Annotated in this window: 16 protein-coding genes and 1 tRNA gene; 12 read left to right on the forward strand and 5 right to left on the reverse strand. The window is 74.6% G+C overall.

The window, feature by feature from the left end:
- Positions 1 to 159 precede the first annotated feature (159 nt).
- From E1258_RS21165 to E1258_RS21185, 5 genes are all read left to right on the forward strand, one after another.
- A complete protein-coding gene (locus E1258_RS21165; RefSeq protein ID WP_132404057.1) occupies positions 160 to 1629 on the forward strand; it encodes a hypothetical protein in 1470 nt (489 codons plus the stop codon).
- The gene (locus tag E1258_RS21170; protein WP_132404060.1) at positions 1595 to 2455 is read left to right on the forward strand and encodes a glycosyltransferase; all 861 of its coding nucleotides are present in this window, start codon (positions 1595 to 1597) and stop codon (positions 2453 to 2455) included. The genes E1258_RS21165 and E1258_RS21170 overlap by 35 nt, the downstream gene beginning before the upstream one ends.
- Positions 2456 to 2534: 79 nt before the next feature.
- On the forward strand, positions 2535 to 3854 hold the full coding sequence (locus E1258_RS21175) for a polysaccharide biosynthesis C-terminal domain-containing protein (RefSeq protein ID WP_132404063.1): 1320 nt from the start codon (positions 2535 to 2537) through the stop codon (positions 3852 to 3854).
- Positions 3844 to 5058, forward strand: a complete 1215-nt coding sequence (locus E1258_RS21180) for a polysaccharide pyruvyl transferase family protein (protein ID WP_132404066.1) — start codon at positions 3844 to 3846, stop codon at positions 5056 to 5058. Before E1258_RS21175 ends, E1258_RS21180 begins: the two co-directional genes overlap by 11 nt.
- Positions 5055 to 6176 (forward strand): endo-1,4-beta-xylanase, encoded by a 1122-nt coding sequence (locus E1258_RS21185; RefSeq protein ID WP_207919652.1) that lies wholly within the window; start codon positions 5055 to 5057, stop codon positions 6174 to 6176. The genes E1258_RS21180 and E1258_RS21185 overlap by 4 nt, the downstream gene beginning before the upstream one ends.
- 31 nt (positions 6177 to 6207) lie before the next feature.
- On the opposite strand, the gene E1258_RS21190 is transcribed toward E1258_RS21185, so the two are convergent.
- A complete protein-coding gene (locus tag E1258_RS21190; protein ID WP_371688651.1) occupies positions 6208 to 7275 on the reverse strand; it encodes an LCP family protein in 1068 nt (355 codons plus the stop codon).
- A gap of 114 nt (positions 7276 to 7389) precedes the next feature.
- Here E1258_RS21190 and E1258_RS21195 point away from each other — a divergent pair, with 114 nt between their 5' ends.
- The 3 genes from E1258_RS21195 to E1258_RS21205 all read left to right on the forward strand — a co-directional run bounded on the left by E1258_RS21195 (position 7390) and on the right by E1258_RS21205 (position 10191).
- Positions 7390 to 8223, forward strand: coding sequence for a class I SAM-dependent methyltransferase (locus E1258_RS21195; protein WP_132404072.1), 834 nt, complete (start codon positions 7390 to 7392; stop codon positions 8221 to 8223).
- On the forward strand, positions 8220 to 9068 hold the full coding sequence (locus E1258_RS21200; RefSeq protein ID WP_132404075.1) for an MOSC domain-containing protein: 849 nt from the start codon (positions 8220 to 8222) through the stop codon (positions 9066 to 9068). The genes E1258_RS21195 and E1258_RS21200 overlap by 4 nt, the downstream gene beginning before the upstream one ends.
- Positions 9069 to 9159: 91 nt before the next feature.
- Positions 9160 to 10191: an expansin EXLX1 family cellulose-binding protein gene (locus E1258_RS21205; RefSeq protein WP_371688652.1), complete on the forward strand. Its 1032-nt coding sequence runs from the start codon at positions 9160 to 9162 to the stop codon at positions 10189 to 10191.
- 72 nt (positions 10192 to 10263) lie between these two features.
- On the opposite strand, the gene E1258_RS21210 is transcribed toward E1258_RS21205, so the two are convergent.
- The 4 genes from E1258_RS21210 to bcp all read right to left on the reverse strand — a co-directional run bounded on the left by E1258_RS21210 (position 10264) and on the right by bcp (position 11782).
- A complete protein-coding gene (locus tag E1258_RS21210) occupies positions 10264 to 10800 on the reverse strand; it encodes a GNAT family N-acetyltransferase (RefSeq protein ID WP_132404081.1) in 537 nt (178 codons plus the stop codon).
- Between the two features lie 68 nt (positions 10801 to 10868).
- Positions 10869 to 10953 (reverse strand) — tRNA-Leu (locus E1258_RS21215).
- A gap of 169 nt (positions 10954 to 11122) precedes the next feature.
- The gene (locus tag E1258_RS33505) at positions 11123 to 11266 is read right to left on the reverse strand and encodes a hypothetical protein (protein ID WP_165949858.1); all 144 of its coding nucleotides are present in this window, start codon (positions 11264 to 11266) and stop codon (positions 11123 to 11125) included.
- Between the two features lie 39 nt (positions 11267 to 11305).
- Positions 11306 to 11782 carry a thioredoxin-dependent thiol peroxidase gene (bcp, locus tag E1258_RS21220; protein WP_132404084.1) on the reverse strand — a complete coding sequence of 159 codons (477 nt, stop codon included), beginning with the start codon at positions 11780 to 11782 and terminating at the stop codon, positions 11306 to 11308.
- 191 nt (positions 11783 to 11973) lie between these two features.
- Here bcp and E1258_RS21225 point away from each other — a divergent pair, with 191 nt between their 5' ends.
- The 4 genes from E1258_RS21225 to E1258_RS21240 all read left to right on the forward strand — a co-directional run.
- On the forward strand, positions 11974 to 12693 hold the full coding sequence (locus tag E1258_RS21225; RefSeq protein ID WP_132404087.1) for an energy-coupling factor ABC transporter permease: 720 nt from the start codon (positions 11974 to 11976) through the stop codon (positions 12691 to 12693).
- Complete coding sequence (locus E1258_RS21230) at positions 12690 to 13142, forward strand: PDGLE domain-containing protein (RefSeq protein ID WP_132404090.1); 453 nt, start codon at positions 12690 to 12692, stop codon at positions 13140 to 13142. Before E1258_RS21225 ends, E1258_RS21230 begins: the two co-directional genes overlap by 4 nt.
- Positions 13143 to 13155: 13 nt before the next feature.
- Positions 13156 to 13926 (forward strand): cobalt ECF transporter T component CbiQ, encoded by a 771-nt coding sequence (gene cbiQ, locus E1258_RS21235; protein ID WP_132404093.1) that lies wholly within the window; start codon positions 13156 to 13158, stop codon positions 13924 to 13926.
- Positions 13923 to 14669 (forward strand): energy-coupling factor ABC transporter ATP-binding protein (locus tag E1258_RS21240; RefSeq protein WP_132404095.1); only part of this gene is annotated, 747 nt, incomplete at its 3' end. The genes cbiQ and E1258_RS21240, both read left to right, overlap by 4 nt.

A 14669-nucleotide genomic window follows, 5' to 3' on the forward strand; every position in this document is an offset into this window, starting at 1 on the left:
TGTCTAGCTTGCCGGACCGCGCGCCGTAGCGGCAAGGCGGGGGCGCGTCGCCCCGGGGCCGTCGCGTGGGGCCCGGCCGGACGGCGCGGGGTCAGCGGGGTCGCCCCGGCGTTGGTATCGTCCTGGTGTTTTGCACCCAAAAACCGACGGTTGGACACGGTGGACAGTCGCGCGCCGCTCATCGCCTCCGGTGCCCTGTCCGGGGGCGACCTGCCGCGGCGGCTCGACCGGGCCGCCGGCCACTTCGCCACCGCCGCGCTGGCGCTGATCGCGGTCAAGCCCCTGCTCGACATCGGCGAGCGGGACGCGGGCGGCGGGGTCGACCTGGGCGTCCTGCTCAGCGCCGTCGGGGCGGGGTGCATGGTGGCGGCCCTCGCGGCGGCGGTGCTCGCGACCCGCCGGCTGCCGCCGCGCCCCGTGCTGGCGATGCTGCTCGCCCTCGCCCTGCTGTTGGTCGTCTCCGGGTTCAGCTACCTCGTCGCCGGGCCACGCGCCGATCTGCTGGCCCTGTTCGACATCCGCCGTTACTCCATCTACGGCCCGCACCTCGACCCCGCCACGGCGATCCCCGCCGAGGCGGTTCGCCTGCTGGTCAGCTTCGCGCCGGTGGCGCTGATCGGGATGATGCTGACCCGCCCGGACCGGTTCCCCGCCCGTCGCCTGGCCATGGTGGCCGCCGTCGTGCTGGCCGGCGCGGTCGTCCACTGCGCGCTGGCCTGGCTCCAGGTCGCCGGTGTCGTGCCGTACTCGTTCTACTTCGAGCTGCCCGGCCAGAAGATCGGCCGGGCGTCCGGGGGCTACTACCACCCGATGTCGCTCGGGCGGCTGCTGATGTTCTCGGTCTTCCTCTGCTACGTGCTCGGCGACCGCCTGCGCCTGACCCCGCCCCGCCGGTACGCGCTGGTCGGCCTCTTCGTGGCTACCGGCGTGGTGTCGCTGCACCGGCTCACCATCCTCTGCCTGCTCGTGATCGTGGTCGCCTTCGAGGCGCGACGGCTGGGCGCGCTGCGGGCCGCGCCGCGCCCCGGCCGCGTCCGCCGGTGGCGGCTCCTGGCGGTGGCCGCCGGCCTGGTCGCGGCCGGCGGAGTCGCCGCCGCGCTCGCGGGCGACGCCGTCCGGGAACGGGCCGGGGTGGCGCTGACCGAGGTCGGATCGCTCGACGTGCGCTCCGACACGTTCATGCACGGCCGTGGCGCCATCTGGAACGACGTCGCCCGCATCCTCGGCCGGTCCACGCCGGACGTCTGGCTCTTCGGGTTCGGCTACGAGCCCTGGGACATGCACAACGACCTGCTGCGGGTCCTGGTCGTCTGGGGGACCGTCGGTCTGGTCGTGGTCGTCGGGGTCGTCGCCGGCCTCTACGTCGTCGTCCGGCGGAGGTGCGCCGGGCCGGCGCAGCGCTGGGCGCTGGGCGTGCTCTACGCGGTCTTCGTGCTCTTCGGGCTCACGCAGAAGCCGATGGCGTACCCGTACTTCATGTGGCTGTTCCTCTACGGGCAGCTCGTGATCCTGTCGTTGGCCGGCGTGACAGTCACGTCGGCGGGCGGCGCCACGGTCACGGCCGACGTCGAACGGGGGGAGGAGGGACGGCTCGATGAGGCATCCACTGCCGGCGTCCGTCCAGGGTGAAAGCAGCGGCGGCGGGGCCCCACAGGCGCGCGACGACGCGTCGGTGGTGCCGACGTTCTCGGTCTGCATCGTGGTCCGCGACCGGGCCGTCCTGCTGGTCGACGCCGTGCGCAGCGTGCTCGCCAACCACCACCGGGACTTCGAACTGGTCGTCGTCGACGACGGCTCGGCCGTCCCGGTCACCCGGGTGCTGGCGGAGGCGGGCGTGTCCGCCGACCGGCGGGTCCGGGTGCTCAGCCTGCCGCCCAGCGGCATCGCCCAGGCGCGCAACGTCGCGCTGCGCGCCGCGACCGGCCGGTACATCACCGTGCTGGACTCCGACGACGAGCTCTCCGCCGACGCGCTGGCCCGGCTGCACGACCTGCTCGTCGCCACCGACGGCGACTGGGTGTACGTCGACTACCACGAGGTGCGCGGCGGCAGCTCCCGGCACATCCGGCTGCCCGAGTACGCCTCGGCGCGGGCCATGCTGCTGGGCGTGCTGACCCGCCCCCGGCTGCCGTTCAAACACTCGGGCACCACCATCGACCGCCGGTTGCTGGAGCGCATCGGCGGGTACGACGAGAGCTTCCGGCTCTTCGAGGACGTGGAGCTGATGCTGCGGGCGCTGCGCGCCGGCGTACACCCCCGGCGCCTGGCCCACCCGGTCGTCCGGTTCCGCCGGCACGACGGCAACGTCACCCGGGGCCGGCTCGGCGGGCTGGTCTTCTGGTTCCGGCTGGTCGACACGTACTGCCCCTCGCGGGTGCCCGGGGTGGCATTCGGCATCAAGGCGCTGCGCACCCTGAGCGAGACGGGCAAGTGGCTTGTCAGCCTCGGCCGTTGACTCCGGGCGCGGCGGAGGGCCGGGCCACGGCGCAGAGCCGGAGCACGGGTCCGGTCGCCGGCACGGGCGGGCGGCCACGATGCTGGCCCAGGTCGGTCTGCTGGGGCTGAGCCAGGCCGGCGTAACCGTCGCCGCCTTCGGCAGCCAGGTCCTGCTCGCCCGCACGCTCTCCCGGGCCGACTTCGGCTCGCTCACCGCAGTGCTGGCCGTGGTGTCGCTGACCGCGCCGGTGGCCGTCTTCGGCGTGTCCGAGCTGTGGTTGCAGGTGTTCGGGCAGGAGGGCGCGCGGGCGTACCGCTGGGTGGTGCCGTCGCTGCGGCTGGCCGGCGTCGCCTGCGCGGTGCTGCTCCTCGGCGTCCTGGCCTGGAGCGCCGCCGAGCTGCCCGACACCACGGCGGCGGCGGTGCGGGCCCTGCTCGCCACCGTCGTGGTGGCCCAGGCCGCGCTGGCGCTGGCCGGCTCCGTGCGGCAGCTGCGGGGCGACTACCGGGGGCTGTCCGCCCTCCAACTGGCCCCCCACCTGGGCCGGGTGCTGGTCACCCTGGCGGTCTGGGCGGCCGGGCTCTCCGTCGTCGCCGTCGCGGCCGGGTACGCGGTCGTCGCCGTGGCGACCGTCGCCGCCTGCCTGCTGGTGTCGCGCGAGTTCCGGCGCGGCGCGATGCCGCTGGAGGGGCATCCCGTCCCCGCGCCGTCCGCCACCTCCGACGCCGGTCCCCGGCTGGGTCACCTGGTGGGGGCGACCACCCCGTACGTGCTCGGCAACGTCTGCTACCTGCTCGGCATCCATTTCGGCACGGTGCTCACCGCCGAGTTGCTCGGCGGCGCGGCGGCGGCCCTGCTCGCCGTGCCGATGTCCGTGCTCATCGCCGTGTACCTCGTCCCCCGGGTCGTGTATCAGCAGTACCTGCTGGGCAAGCTGCACCGCTGGGCCGGTTCGGACGCCGAGGCGGTGCTGCTGGCGTACCGCTGGGGCAGCGCCGGGATGGTGCTGCTCGGCGCGGTCGTCGCGGCGGCGGTGGCGCTCGGCGGCCTGGTGGCCCTGCCGCTGTTGTTCGGCCCGGAGTACCGGGCGGCCGCGCCGGTGCTGGCGGTGCTGGCGCTGGCGGTGCCGTTCCGGTTCGGCGGCGCCGCCGTGGCCGCCCTGCTGACCAGCGGCGGGCTGCTCCGCCGTAAGGTGGCGTACCAGACCGTGGGGGCCCTGGTGCTGCTGGTCGCCCTGGCGGTGGCCGTGCCGGCCTGGGGCGTGCGCGGTGCCGCCGGGGCGACCGTGTTGGCGGAGGCGGTACTCTGCTGCCTGCTCTGGGTCGCCGCCCGGCGGGGCGTCGTGGGTGACTCCCCGCTGCCCACCTGGCGCGACCTGCGCAGGCGCTTGAGCAGGGAGGCTCCCCGTGCGTCCTGAACCGACCGCCGTGCCGTGCGAACCGGCACCCGGGCGCTCCGCACCGGCCCCGGTGGCCCGCCGGCCCCTTGTCGTCGGCTACTACGGTATGGAGAACGTCGGCGACAACGCATTCTGTGTCGTCATGGACTGGGCGACCCGGGTCTACTGGGGAGCCGAGGAGCCCGTCTTCGCGGCGCCGCCCATGGTGGACCTGCCGCCCGAGCGCACCGGCATGGACCCGCGCTGGTACCGCTCGCGCGGCACCGCCGACCGGGCCGGTTGGGTGCTCAACAAGGCCGCCCTGCTGCGCCGCTCCACCATGCTGGTCTTCGGCGGCGGCTCCGTGTTCCGCGAGATGGGGCCGCTGAGCGAGAAGAAGGTCTTCTCGCTCTTCTCCGGGGTGTCCGGGCACCCGATGGCCGCCGTCGGGGTCTCCGTCGGCCCGTTCGTCTCCGCCGCCTCCGAGCGCCGGTTGCTGCGCGTCCTGCGCCGGGTCGCCTTCATCGGGGTACGCGACATCGCCTCCGCCGAGATCCTCGAACGGGCCGGCTACCCGGGCGTGCTGGTGCCGGCCGGCGACCTCGCCGGCCTGCTGCCCGAGGCGCTCGGCGAGCCGGTCCCGCCGCGCCGGCCACGCCCCACCGGCCGGGCCCGTCTCGGCGTGACCCTGCTCGGCGTCGACCACGAGGCCGCCGATGTCGACGTGCGCCGCCGCGAGGACGCCCTGGTCGAGGGGGTGCGCGCGCTGGTGCGCGCCGAGCCCGTCGACGTCACCGTGTTCGTGTTCAACACCCACCCGGTGTACGGCGACGAGCGGGTCAGCGAGCGGCTGCGGGCCGCGGTCGCGGGGCACTGCGACGTGCGGGTGGTCACCGCCCGCGACGGCGTACGGGCCTGCTGGGACGAGATGAAGCGCTGCGACCTCGGGCTGCACATGCGGCTGCACGGGGCCGTCTTCGCGTACCTGGCGGGGGTACCGTTCACCCTCGTGCCGTACCAGCAGAAGTGCGACGACTTCCTCGACGAGATCGGGCAGCCGCCGGCCCTGCGGATGGGTCGGGTCCCCGACGACCCGACCGAGGTGACCCGGACGCTGACCGTCCTGCTCACCGAACTGGACGTCCCGGAGCTGCCGCGCGCGATCTACGCCGAGCGTGCCCGGCGCAACTTCACGGCGGCACCCTGGGCCCGCACCGCCGGCCCGGCCCCGTCGGTGCGGTGATCCGCCCGCGCCCGCTCACCGCCGCCGGCCTGCTGGTGGCGACGGCGCTGGTCGTCGCCATGGTTCTGCTAGCCGGCATGGCCGCCCTCGGCACCGCCGGCGACAGCGACCCGGACGACGCCGTCCGGGCCGCGCCGGCCTACACCCCGTCGGCACGCGGGACGCTGCGCGGGCTCGCCCCCGCCGGGACGCTGATCGGCACGGCGGTCGACCCCCGGGGGCTGAACCTCGACCCCGCCTACCCGGGGGTCCTCGCCGCCGAGTTCAACGCGGTCACCGCCGAGAACGCCATGAAATGGCGCAACCTGGAACCCTCACCCGGCGTGTACGCCTGGGCCGGCGGCGACCAGATCGTCGACCTGGCCCGCCGCAACGGCCAGGCGGTGTACGGCCACACCCTGGTCTGGCACAACGACGTGCCGGATTGGGTGTCCCCGGACTGGCCGGCGGAGCAGCTCCGGGAGGTGCTACGCCGGCACGTGACCGCCGTCGTCGCGCACTACCGGGGCCGGGTGTGGGCCTGGGACGTGGTCAACGAGGTGCTCGACGAGGACGGCTCGCTGCGCGACACCCTCTGGCTGCGCAAGCTCGGCCCCGGCTACATCGCCGACGCGTTCCGCTGGGCCCGGCAGGCCGACCCCGACGCCAAGCTGTTCGTCAACGAGTACGGCACCGAGGGGCGGACCGGGAAGGCCGACGCGTTGCTGAGCCTGGTGCGGCAGCTTCGCGCCGACGGCGTACCGGTCGACGGGGTGGGCTTCCAGGGGCACCTGGACGCCGAGCGACCGCCCCGGGACGTCCGGGGCAACCTGCGCCGCTTTGCCGCGCTGGGGGTGCGCGTCGCCGTCACAGAGCTGGACGTGCGGGTGCGGCTCCCGGCGACCGGGGAGGGGCTGCGCCGCCAGGCCGCGCTGTACCGGGAGACGCTGCGCGCCTGCCTGGACGTGGCCGCCTGCGTGTCGGTCACCGTGTGGGGGTTCACCGACGCCCGCAGCTGGATTCCCGGCTACCACCGCGGCTACGGCGCCGCCTGCCTCTTCGACGCCGACTTCCGGCCGAAGCCGGCCCACGCGGCGCTGCTCGACGAGCTGCTGGCCCGCCGGCGCTCCGACGGTTGACGTCGCCGGGGCGCAGCGCCTGCCCGGCGGGTCACGAGCCGGCGGCGATGATCTCCTTGACGGCGTCCCGGCGGACCGCGTCGTAGAGGGTCCGCGCCCGGCGGTCGTCGGCGAACACCACGCTCTCGTTGCCGACGGTGCCCGTGCCCCGGGTGGGCGAGGTGAAGAAGAACAGGTTGCCGCCGCGCAGGCCGCGTAGCTGGGTCGCCATGTCCAGCAGGGACATGCCCCGGTCCACCGAGACCGAGTCCGATGTGGCCCGGACGAAGGCGTTGAGTCGGCCGGGGCTGGCGAGGATGCCGCCGGACGCGGCCCGGTCGAGGATCGCCTTGATGACCTGTTGCTGGTGCCGGATTCGGGCGAAGTCGCCGTCGGCGAACTGTTTGCGCTGCCGGGCGTAGTCCAGCGCCGTCTCGCCGTCCATCAGCTGCGGCCCCTGCCGGAAGGTGCGGAACGGGGGGTGAATCGAGGTGAAGGACCTCTCCGAGGTGATCTCGACCCCGCCCAGGGCGTCGATGATCTCCCGGAACCCCGCGAAGTCGATCAGCGCCACGTGGTCGATGCGCACGCCGGTGAACTGCTCCACCGTACGCACCATGAGCGGGACCCCGCCCCAGGCGTACGCGGCGTTGATCTTCGCCTCCCGGCCGCCGTGCCGGCCGTCGCCCGACCGGGGGATCGGCACCCAGGTGTCCCGGGGGATCGAGATCAGCTCGGCGCTCGACCGGTCCTTCGGCAGGTGCGCCACGATGATCGTGTCGGCCCGTGACCCCGTGGTCCCGTCCGGGTCCCGCGAGTCGCTGCCCAGGACCATGATGTTCACCGCGCCCCGGGCCACCGCCGCCGGCCGCTCCTGCTCCGGCACCTCGGCGAACGCGTCGACCCGGTCGACGCCCCGCTCCACCGACCGCAGCCACAGCCCGCCGGCGACCGCGCCACCCGCGACCAGCAGCGCCACCGCGAGCAACACGACCAGCGCGATCCGCCCCCACCGGCGGCGCTTCGGGCGCGACCCGGCACCCTCCGGTGTGGCCGGGCCGGCGGGCGGACCGGCCGGGCCGTCCTGGGTCGGTCGCGCGGCCTGATCGGTACGAGACATGGCGGCGATGCTATCGATCCGCCGCGCCGCGCACCGGCCCGAACGGGCGGCCCGGGGCCGGGCGGAAGTGAGCTTGGCCACCCGTTGTTTGCCCGGAACTGGTAGAACCCTTCCGTGGACGCAATCAAGCTGCGGCGGGCCATCGCCCGCACCCGGCTCGCCCCGGTCGCCGCCTTTCCCAAGCGGCTCGCCCGGGTGGCCCGGCACGACGTCAAGGTGCTGCGCACCTCCGCCCGCTGGCTGGTCACCTCGCGGGAACACCACAACTACACGTACGAGCTGACGAAGCTGAGCCGGCAGCACCTGTCCTGGTTCGTCAGCGTCGTCTGCGACGTGCCGGTGGCCCGCGTCCGTGGCTGGTTCGCCGAGATCGAGGGCGACGAGGAGTTGCGCCGGCACATCGAGCGGGCCACCGCCGAGGCGTCCCGCCGGGGCCTGGCCGACCGCGAGGTCCGCTACGCCCGCCGGATCGGCTGGTACGCCATGGTCCGCGCCACCCGCCCGGCGCACGTGGTGGAAACCGGCGTCGACAAGGGGCTGGGTAGCTGCGTGCTGGCGTCCGCCCTGCTGCGTAACGCCGCCGAGGGGCACCCCGGCCGGGTCACCTCACTGGACATCAACCCCGAGGCCGGCTACCTGGCCCGCACCACCCCCTGGTCCGGGGTCGTCGACCTGGTGATCGGCGACTCCATCGCCTCGATCGGCGCCCTCGACCGGCCCGTCGACCTCTTCCTGCACGACAGCGACCACAGCCGCGCCCACGAGAAGCGCGAGTTCGACGCCGTCGAGCCGAAGCTCGCCCCCGGCGCGCTGCTGCTCACCGACAACGTCACCGCCACCAACGTCCTCGCCGAGCACGCCGAACGCACCGGCCGGCGGTTCCTCGCCTACCGGGAGACCCCGGCCCGGCACTGGTATCCGGGTGACGGCATCGGCGCGGCGTGGTGAGGCTCGCGGCTCTGCATACCTACCCGGTCAAGGGTTGCCGCCGGCTCGACCACGACGCCGCCCGGGTCGAGCCGTGGGGCCTGGCCGGCGACCGGCGCTGGATGGTGGTCGACCCCGATGGCCTGGGCCTCACCCAGCGGGAGGTCACGGCGCTGGTCGGGCTGCGGGCCGTACCCCGCGACGGGGGCCTGTTGCTGCGCGCCGAGGGCCGCGCCGACCTCGACGTGGCCGTGCCGGCCGGGGGCGAGCCGCTGCCCGTGCGGGTGTTCCGCGACCGGCTGCCGGTGCCCGCGCTCCCCGCCGGCCCGGCCGCCGACGGGTGGCTCGGCACGCTGCTCGGCCGCCCGGTGCGCCTGGTCCACCTGGCCCGGCCCGCCCGGCACCTGCCGCCCGCCGCCCGGGCCCACGACACCGGCGACCAGGTCAGCTTCGCCGACGAGTACCCGCTGCTACTGGCCAACGCCGCCTCCCTCGACGCACTCAACGGCTGGCTCGCCGAAGCCGGCGGGCCTCCCGTGCCGATCAGCCGGTTCCGTCCCAACCTGGTCGTCTCCGGCGCGCCCGCCTGGGCCGAGGACGGCTGGGCCGGCCGCCGGCTGCGGGTCGGCTCCGCGTGGTTCCGCGCCGCCGGGTCGTGCGGTCGCTGCGTGGTCACCACCACCGACCAGGAGACCGGGGTACGCGGAAAGGAACCACTGCGCACGCTCGGCCGGCACCGCAACATCGGCGGGAGGCTGCTGTTCGGGCTCCACCTCGTCCCCGAGGGGCCGGGCGCGGTGCGGGTCGGCGACCCGCTGCACGTGGCGGCGGCGCCCCCCGGGCCGGTGGCGGATGCCGGGCCCTGACCGGCCACCCGGTTCGGGCCGGTCGGCCCGCGTCTTAGTTTTGGCTTAGCCGGCTTGTCTCGGGCGACATGGGTTAGGCAGCATGACCGGCGTGACCGACGGTAGCGCGCCCACGGACGCCTCCCACGCCGCTGGCGGCCCCGGGCGCCGCCGCGCCCCGCGCCCCGGCCGGTCCCGCTGGCTCGCCGCTGTCGGGGTGGCCGCACTCGCGGGCGTCCTTGGCCTGACCCTCGCCCTGCGCGCGGGCGCGACCCCCGCCTGCGCCGCCCCGCCCGCTGCGGCCCCGCCGGTTGCCGCCGCCCCGATCGCCGCCGCGCCGCCGACCGGTGGGACCGTCCACAAGGGCAAGGCGACCTTCTACGACTCCAAGGGCGCCGGCGGCAACTGCTCCTACCCGAGCGCGCCGGCGAACCGGCTCTACGTGGCGCTCGGCCCGTCGGAGTACGCCGCCGGCGCGGCCTGCGGCGGCCACCTCGACGTGACCGGCCCGAAGGGCAGCGTCCGCGTCCTCGTCGTGGACCAGTGCCCCGAGTGCGAGCCCGGGCACCTGGACCTGTCCCGCGAGGCGTTCGCGAGGATCGCCGACCCGGTGCAGGGGATCGTCGCCGTCAGCTACCGGGCGGTGGTCGACCCGCCGCTGCCCGGCCCGCTCACTTTCCGGATCAAGGAGGGCTCCTCGCAGTACTGGTTCGCCGTGCTGGTCGCCGACCACGGCAACCCGCTGCGCGCGGTCGAGGTTCGGCAGGGCAACTCGGGCGGGTGGCGCACCGCCGCCCGGCAGGACTACAACTACTGGCTGGTCGAGTCCGGTGCCGGCCCCGGCCCGTACTCGATCCGGGTCACCGACGGGTACGGCCACCGGGTCACCGCCGGCGGCATCCGGATGGCCCCCGGTCAGGTCCAGCGCGGCACCGTCAGGATGTACGGCGGCGGGACGTCCGGGAGTGTTCGGTCGACCGCCCCCAAGCGTTCCGCGTCGCCCCGGCCCAGCGCCTCGCCGACGCCCAGCGCGGCGTCCCAGAGCTCGTCGCCGGCAGCCCCGTCGGCGGAGACGACGCCCGTGGACGCGGCCGTCGTGCCGCTCGCCGCCGACGCGCCCGCGGGCCGCTGCGGCGGCCACTGACCCAGGCGGCCGGGCTCGTGGCCGGTGTTCACGTGGCCGCTGTCCACGGCCCGGTTTCGCCCGGCGCGGGGACTACGGCTCGGGGGTTGCCGGCGGAAGGTCGAGCCACATGAGGATCTCGTCCCGGTCGTCGCCCGGGGCGACCCGCAGCGCGCCCGGCAACCGACCCACCTCCCGGTACCCGAACCGCGCGTAGAACTGCTCCAGCCCCAACCCGTCCCGGACGGTCACGTGCAGCGCCGCCCAACCCAGCTTCCGGCCGAGCCACTCCGCCTCCCGCATCAGCGCCGACCCGTACCCCCGGCCCTGGGCGCCGGGGTGCACCATCACCCGCTTCAGCACGCACCAGTGCGCCTTCAGCGCGAACCGGTTGTCGGCGAAGACCAGAACGGCCGCCGGGCGCGCGTCGTCGTACCCGACGAGCAGCCGGTCCGGGCCGTCGACGATGCCGGCGAACGTCGCCTCGGCGACGGGGCGGACGTCGGCTCCGGTGACCGGCGCGACGAAGCCGACCGCGCCGCCGGCGTTGGTGACGTCCACCCACAGGGCGACGACCTGTTCGCGCAGCTCGGCGGTGAGGTCGGGGTCGAGGACGAAACGCAGGCTCACGCCGTCATCCTGACCCCGCCGCCATCCGACGACCTCATGATCGTGACGCGCACCACAGCCGCACAGGGTGCGGGAGAGGGGACTCGAACCCCCACGTCCTCACGGACACAGGAACCTAAATCCTGCGTGTCTGGCCATTTCCACCACTCCCGCCTGACCGAGGAGTCTAGAGGGTCCGGCGTCCCTGGTGTTAGCACTGCCCCGCAGGCGAGTCGTCCGGCGCCGCGTCGGGGCCAGTTGACCGGTACCGGCGCGCTGTCGCTCCCGCCGTGGGAAGGGTCGTGAGCGGGGGCGTTGATCTCGACCGGCGGCGGGAAGCGGGTCACGAAGTCGCAGTCTGAAACGCCTCGCCGTTCCACAGGTACGCGACCGGCACCGTGCGCGGGTGACCGTCCAGGCCCACATAGCCCAGCCGCATCGCGACCGGCGACTCCAACAACGTCTGTGCCACCGGGTCGGTGTTCATCAGGTGCACGAGGGGCGAACGGGAGCCGGGGCCGTTCGCTCAGTCGAGGCCGAGGTCGCGACGCAGCTTGGCGACGTGGCCGGTGGCCTTGACGTTGTAGAGCGCCCGCTCGATCTTCCCGTCCGGGCCGATGACGAAGGTGGACCGGATCACCCCGGTCACCGTCCGGCCGTAGGACTGCTTCTCGCCGTACGCGCCGTAGGCGGTGAGCACCGCTCGGTCGGTGTCGGCGACCAGCGGGAAGGTGATGGCGTCCCGATCACGGAACTTCGCCAGCTTCTCCGGCTTGTCCGGGGAGATGCCGACCACCTCGAGACCGGCGGCCCGGAGCGAGGCGAGCGAGTCGCGGAAGTCGCACGCCTGCTTGGTGCAGCCGGGGGTCATCGCGGCGGGGTAGACGTACAGGATCACCCGCCGGCCGCGCAGGTCGGCCAGGGAGAGGGTCTCGCCGGTGTCGGTCGGCAGGGCGAACTCGGGCGCGGGGTCACCGGGGCTGAGGCGGACGGGCGCGGTCATGGCCGAAACCCTACCGCCGAGCCTGGCCGCCGCAGCGACACCGCCCACCATGTCGCCGACATCGCGCCCTGGCGCGGAGCGTAGTGATCAACGCCTCGGCACTGTTGCCAGGCGTTGGCAACAGCAGGTCCGTGGAAATACGCTGACCCGAGCTGGCGTGGACCCTCCCGCCTGGCCCCCCGGGAGGTCGAGTGGAAACCCTGGCGATGCACATCTCCAACGGGATCGTGAACGGCCCGGTCGCTGCGGTGTTCGCCGCCTTCGCCCTGGCTGTGCTGACCCTCTGCGTGCTGCGCGGCCGGCGTGACCTGGACGACCGGCTCGCCCCGATGGCCGGCCTGGTCGCCGCGTTCATCTTCGCCGTCCAGATGCTCAACTTCCCGGTCTTCACCGCCGGGGTGAGCGGCCATCTGCTCGGCGGCGCGCTCGCCGCGCTGCTGGTCGGCCCGTGGGTCGGCGCGCTCTGCGTGGCGGTCGTGCTGGTCGTCCAGGCGCTGGTCTTCGGCGACGGCGGGGTGGCGATGCTGGGGCTCAACGTCACCAACATGGCCGTCCTGGGCACCGCGGCGGCGTACCTGCTGATCGCTCTGCTGCTGCGGGTGCTGCCCCGCACCCCGGCCGGCCTCGGCGTGACCGCCTTCGTGTCGGCGCTGGTCAGCGTCGTGGTGGCGTCCCAGGGCTTCGTGCTCCAGTACTGGCTGGGCGGCACCACCGACCTGGGTGGCAACCTCGCCGGCCTGGCCGGCACGATGGCCGGCGTCCACCTGCTGATCGGTATCGGCGAGGGCCTGATCACCGCGACCACGGTGGTCACCGTCGCGAAGGTGCGCCCCGATCTGGTGTACGCGCTGCGCGCCCTCAAGCCGGCCGCGTCGGCTCCCGTCGTTCCGGTCGCCGGAGGTGCCCGATGAGCAAGCGTCCCTGGGGTTTCGTCGTCGGTGGGCTGCTGGTCGCCCTGCTGCTGGCCGGCGTGGTGAGCAACTACGCCTCGTCGCACCCCGACGGGCTGGACTCGTCGCTGCTGCGGGGCTGCACGGTCGACGCCGAGGGGGAGATCACCGGCGGTAGCTGCCCCGCCCAGCAGGAGCGGGACCACGAGCTGGCCGACAGCCCGCTGGCCGACTACGGCGTGCGTGGCCTCGACAACGACTTCCTCTCCACCGGGCTGTCCGGGGTGCTCGGCGTGCTGCTCACCTTCGCCGTGGGCGGCGGCGTGTTCTGGCTGCTGCGCCGCCGTGGCCCGCAGCCGCCGGCCGCCGACCGGTCCAGTGGCGAGCCGGCCGCCGACCGGACGACGCGGCAGCGGACCGCCGCCGAGAGCCCGGCCGACAGCGCGTCGCGCGCGGCGCGGTCCCGGTAGCCGGCCCGCGACCATGGGGGCCGGTCACGCGCACGTGCTCTACCGGGAGTCCGCCTCCCCGGTGCACCGTCTACCGCCGGAGGTGAAGATCGCCGCGATGGTGCTGTTCACCCTCGCGGTGGTGGCCACCCCCCGCACGGCGTTCTGGGCGTTCGGCGGGTACGCCCTGCTGGTCGCCGGCGTGGCCGGGCTGGCAAGGGTGGGGCCGGGCTGGCTGCTGCCCCGCGCGGCGATCGAGCTGCCGTTCGTGCTCTTCGCGTTCGCGCTGCCGTTCCTCGGGGCGGGCGAGCGGGTCGAGGTGGCGGGGCTGGGCCTGTCGCTCGACGGGCTGCTCGGCGGCTGGAACATCGTCGCGAAGGGCACGCTGGGCGTACTCGCGTCGCTCCTGCTGGCCGCGACCACGACGACGCGGGACCTGATCGTCGGCCTGGACCGGCTGCGCTGCCCGCAGATCGTCACCCAGATCGCCACCTTCATGCTTCGCTACCTGGACGTGCTGGTCGGCGAGGCCCGTCGGATGCGGGTGGCCCGGGTCTCCCGGGGCGACGACCCGCGCTTTTTGTGGCAGTTGCGCGGCTTCGCCGCCGGGGTCGGTGCGCTGTTCCTGCGCGCGTTCGAGCGCGGCGAGCGGGTCTACCTGGCGATGCTGTCGCGCGGCTATTCCGGCCGGATGCCGGCGGTGTGGCAGGGCGCGGGCGCGGCGACCGCCGGGCAGTGGCTGGTCGGGGCGACGGTGCCGCTGGTCGCGGCCGGCATCGCCGCGACCGCCGTCGCCCTGACATGATCGGGTACGTGCAGAATCCCGATCCCCCCTCCCTGGACGTGCGTGGCGTCCGGTACGCGTACCCGGACGGGCACGTCGCCCTGCACGGGGTCGACCTGAACGTGGCGCGCGGCGAGCGGGTGGCGCTGCTCGGGCCGAACGGCGCGGGCAAGACCACCCTGGTGCTGCACCTCAACGGCATCCTCACCGCGGCCGAGGGCTCGGTGAGCGTCGGTGGGCTGACGGTGAACCGGGACCGGGACACCCTCGCGGAGATCCGCCGTCGGGTCGGGATCGTCTTCCAGGACCCGGACGATCAGCTCTTCCTGCCCACGGTCGCGGAGGACGTGGCGTTCGGCCCGGCCAACCTGGGGCTGCGCGGGGCCGAGCTGGCCGCCCGGGTCGACGAGGCCCTGGCGGCGGTGGGGATGGGTGAGCACCGGGACCGCGCCCCACACCACCTGTCGTTCGGGCAGCGCCGCCGGGTGGCGGTGGCCACCGTGCTGGCCATGCACCCGGAGGTTCTGGTGCTGGACGAGCCGTCGTCCAACCTCGACCCGGCGGCCCGCCGGGAGCTGGCCGAGATCCTGCGCGGGCTGCCGGTGACCCTGCTGATGGTCACGCATGACCTGCCGTACGCGCTGGAGCTGTGCGATCGCTCGGTGATCCTCGACGCCGGCCGCATAGTCGCCGACGCCGACACCCGCGCCCTGCTGAAGAACGCCCCCCTCCTGGCCGCCCACCGCCTGGAACTTCCCTATGGC

The sequence above is a fragment of the Micromonospora sp. KC207 genome, from assembly GCF_004348615.1.
Lineage (GTDB): Bacteria > Actinomycetota > Actinomycetes > Mycobacteriales > Micromonosporaceae > Micromonospora.

What these genes read in the sequence shown, in the direction of transcription:
- E1258_RS21170 (WP_132404060.1), top strand. Translation starts at nt 1,595, where the DNA reads ATGAGGCATCCACTGCCGGCGTCCGTCCAGGGTGAAAGCAGCGGCGGC.
- E1258_RS33505 (WP_165949858.1), bottom strand. Translation starts at nt 11,266, where the DNA reads ATGAACACCGACCCGGTGGCACAGACGTTGTTGGAGTCGCCGGTCGCG.
- E1258_RS21190 (WP_371688651.1), bottom strand. Translation starts at nt 7,275, where the DNA reads ATGTCTCGTACCGATCAGGCCGCGCGACCGACCCAGGACGGCCCGGCC.
- E1258_RS21175 (WP_132404063.1), top strand. Translation starts at nt 2,535, where the DNA reads ATGCTGGCCCAGGTCGGTCTGCTGGGGCTGAGCCAGGCCGGCGTAACC.
- cbiQ (WP_132404093.1), top strand. Translation starts at nt 13,156, where the DNA reads ATGGGGGCCGGTCACGCGCACGTGCTCTACCGGGAGTCCGCCTCCCCG.
- E1258_RS21230 (WP_132404090.1), top strand. Translation starts at nt 12,690, where the DNA reads ATGAGCAAGCGTCCCTGGGGTTTCGTCGTCGGTGGGCTGCTGGTCGCC.
- bcp (WP_132404084.1), bottom strand. Translation starts at nt 11,782, where the DNA reads ATGACCGCGCCCGTCCGCCTCAGCCCCGGTGACCCCGCGCCCGAGTTC.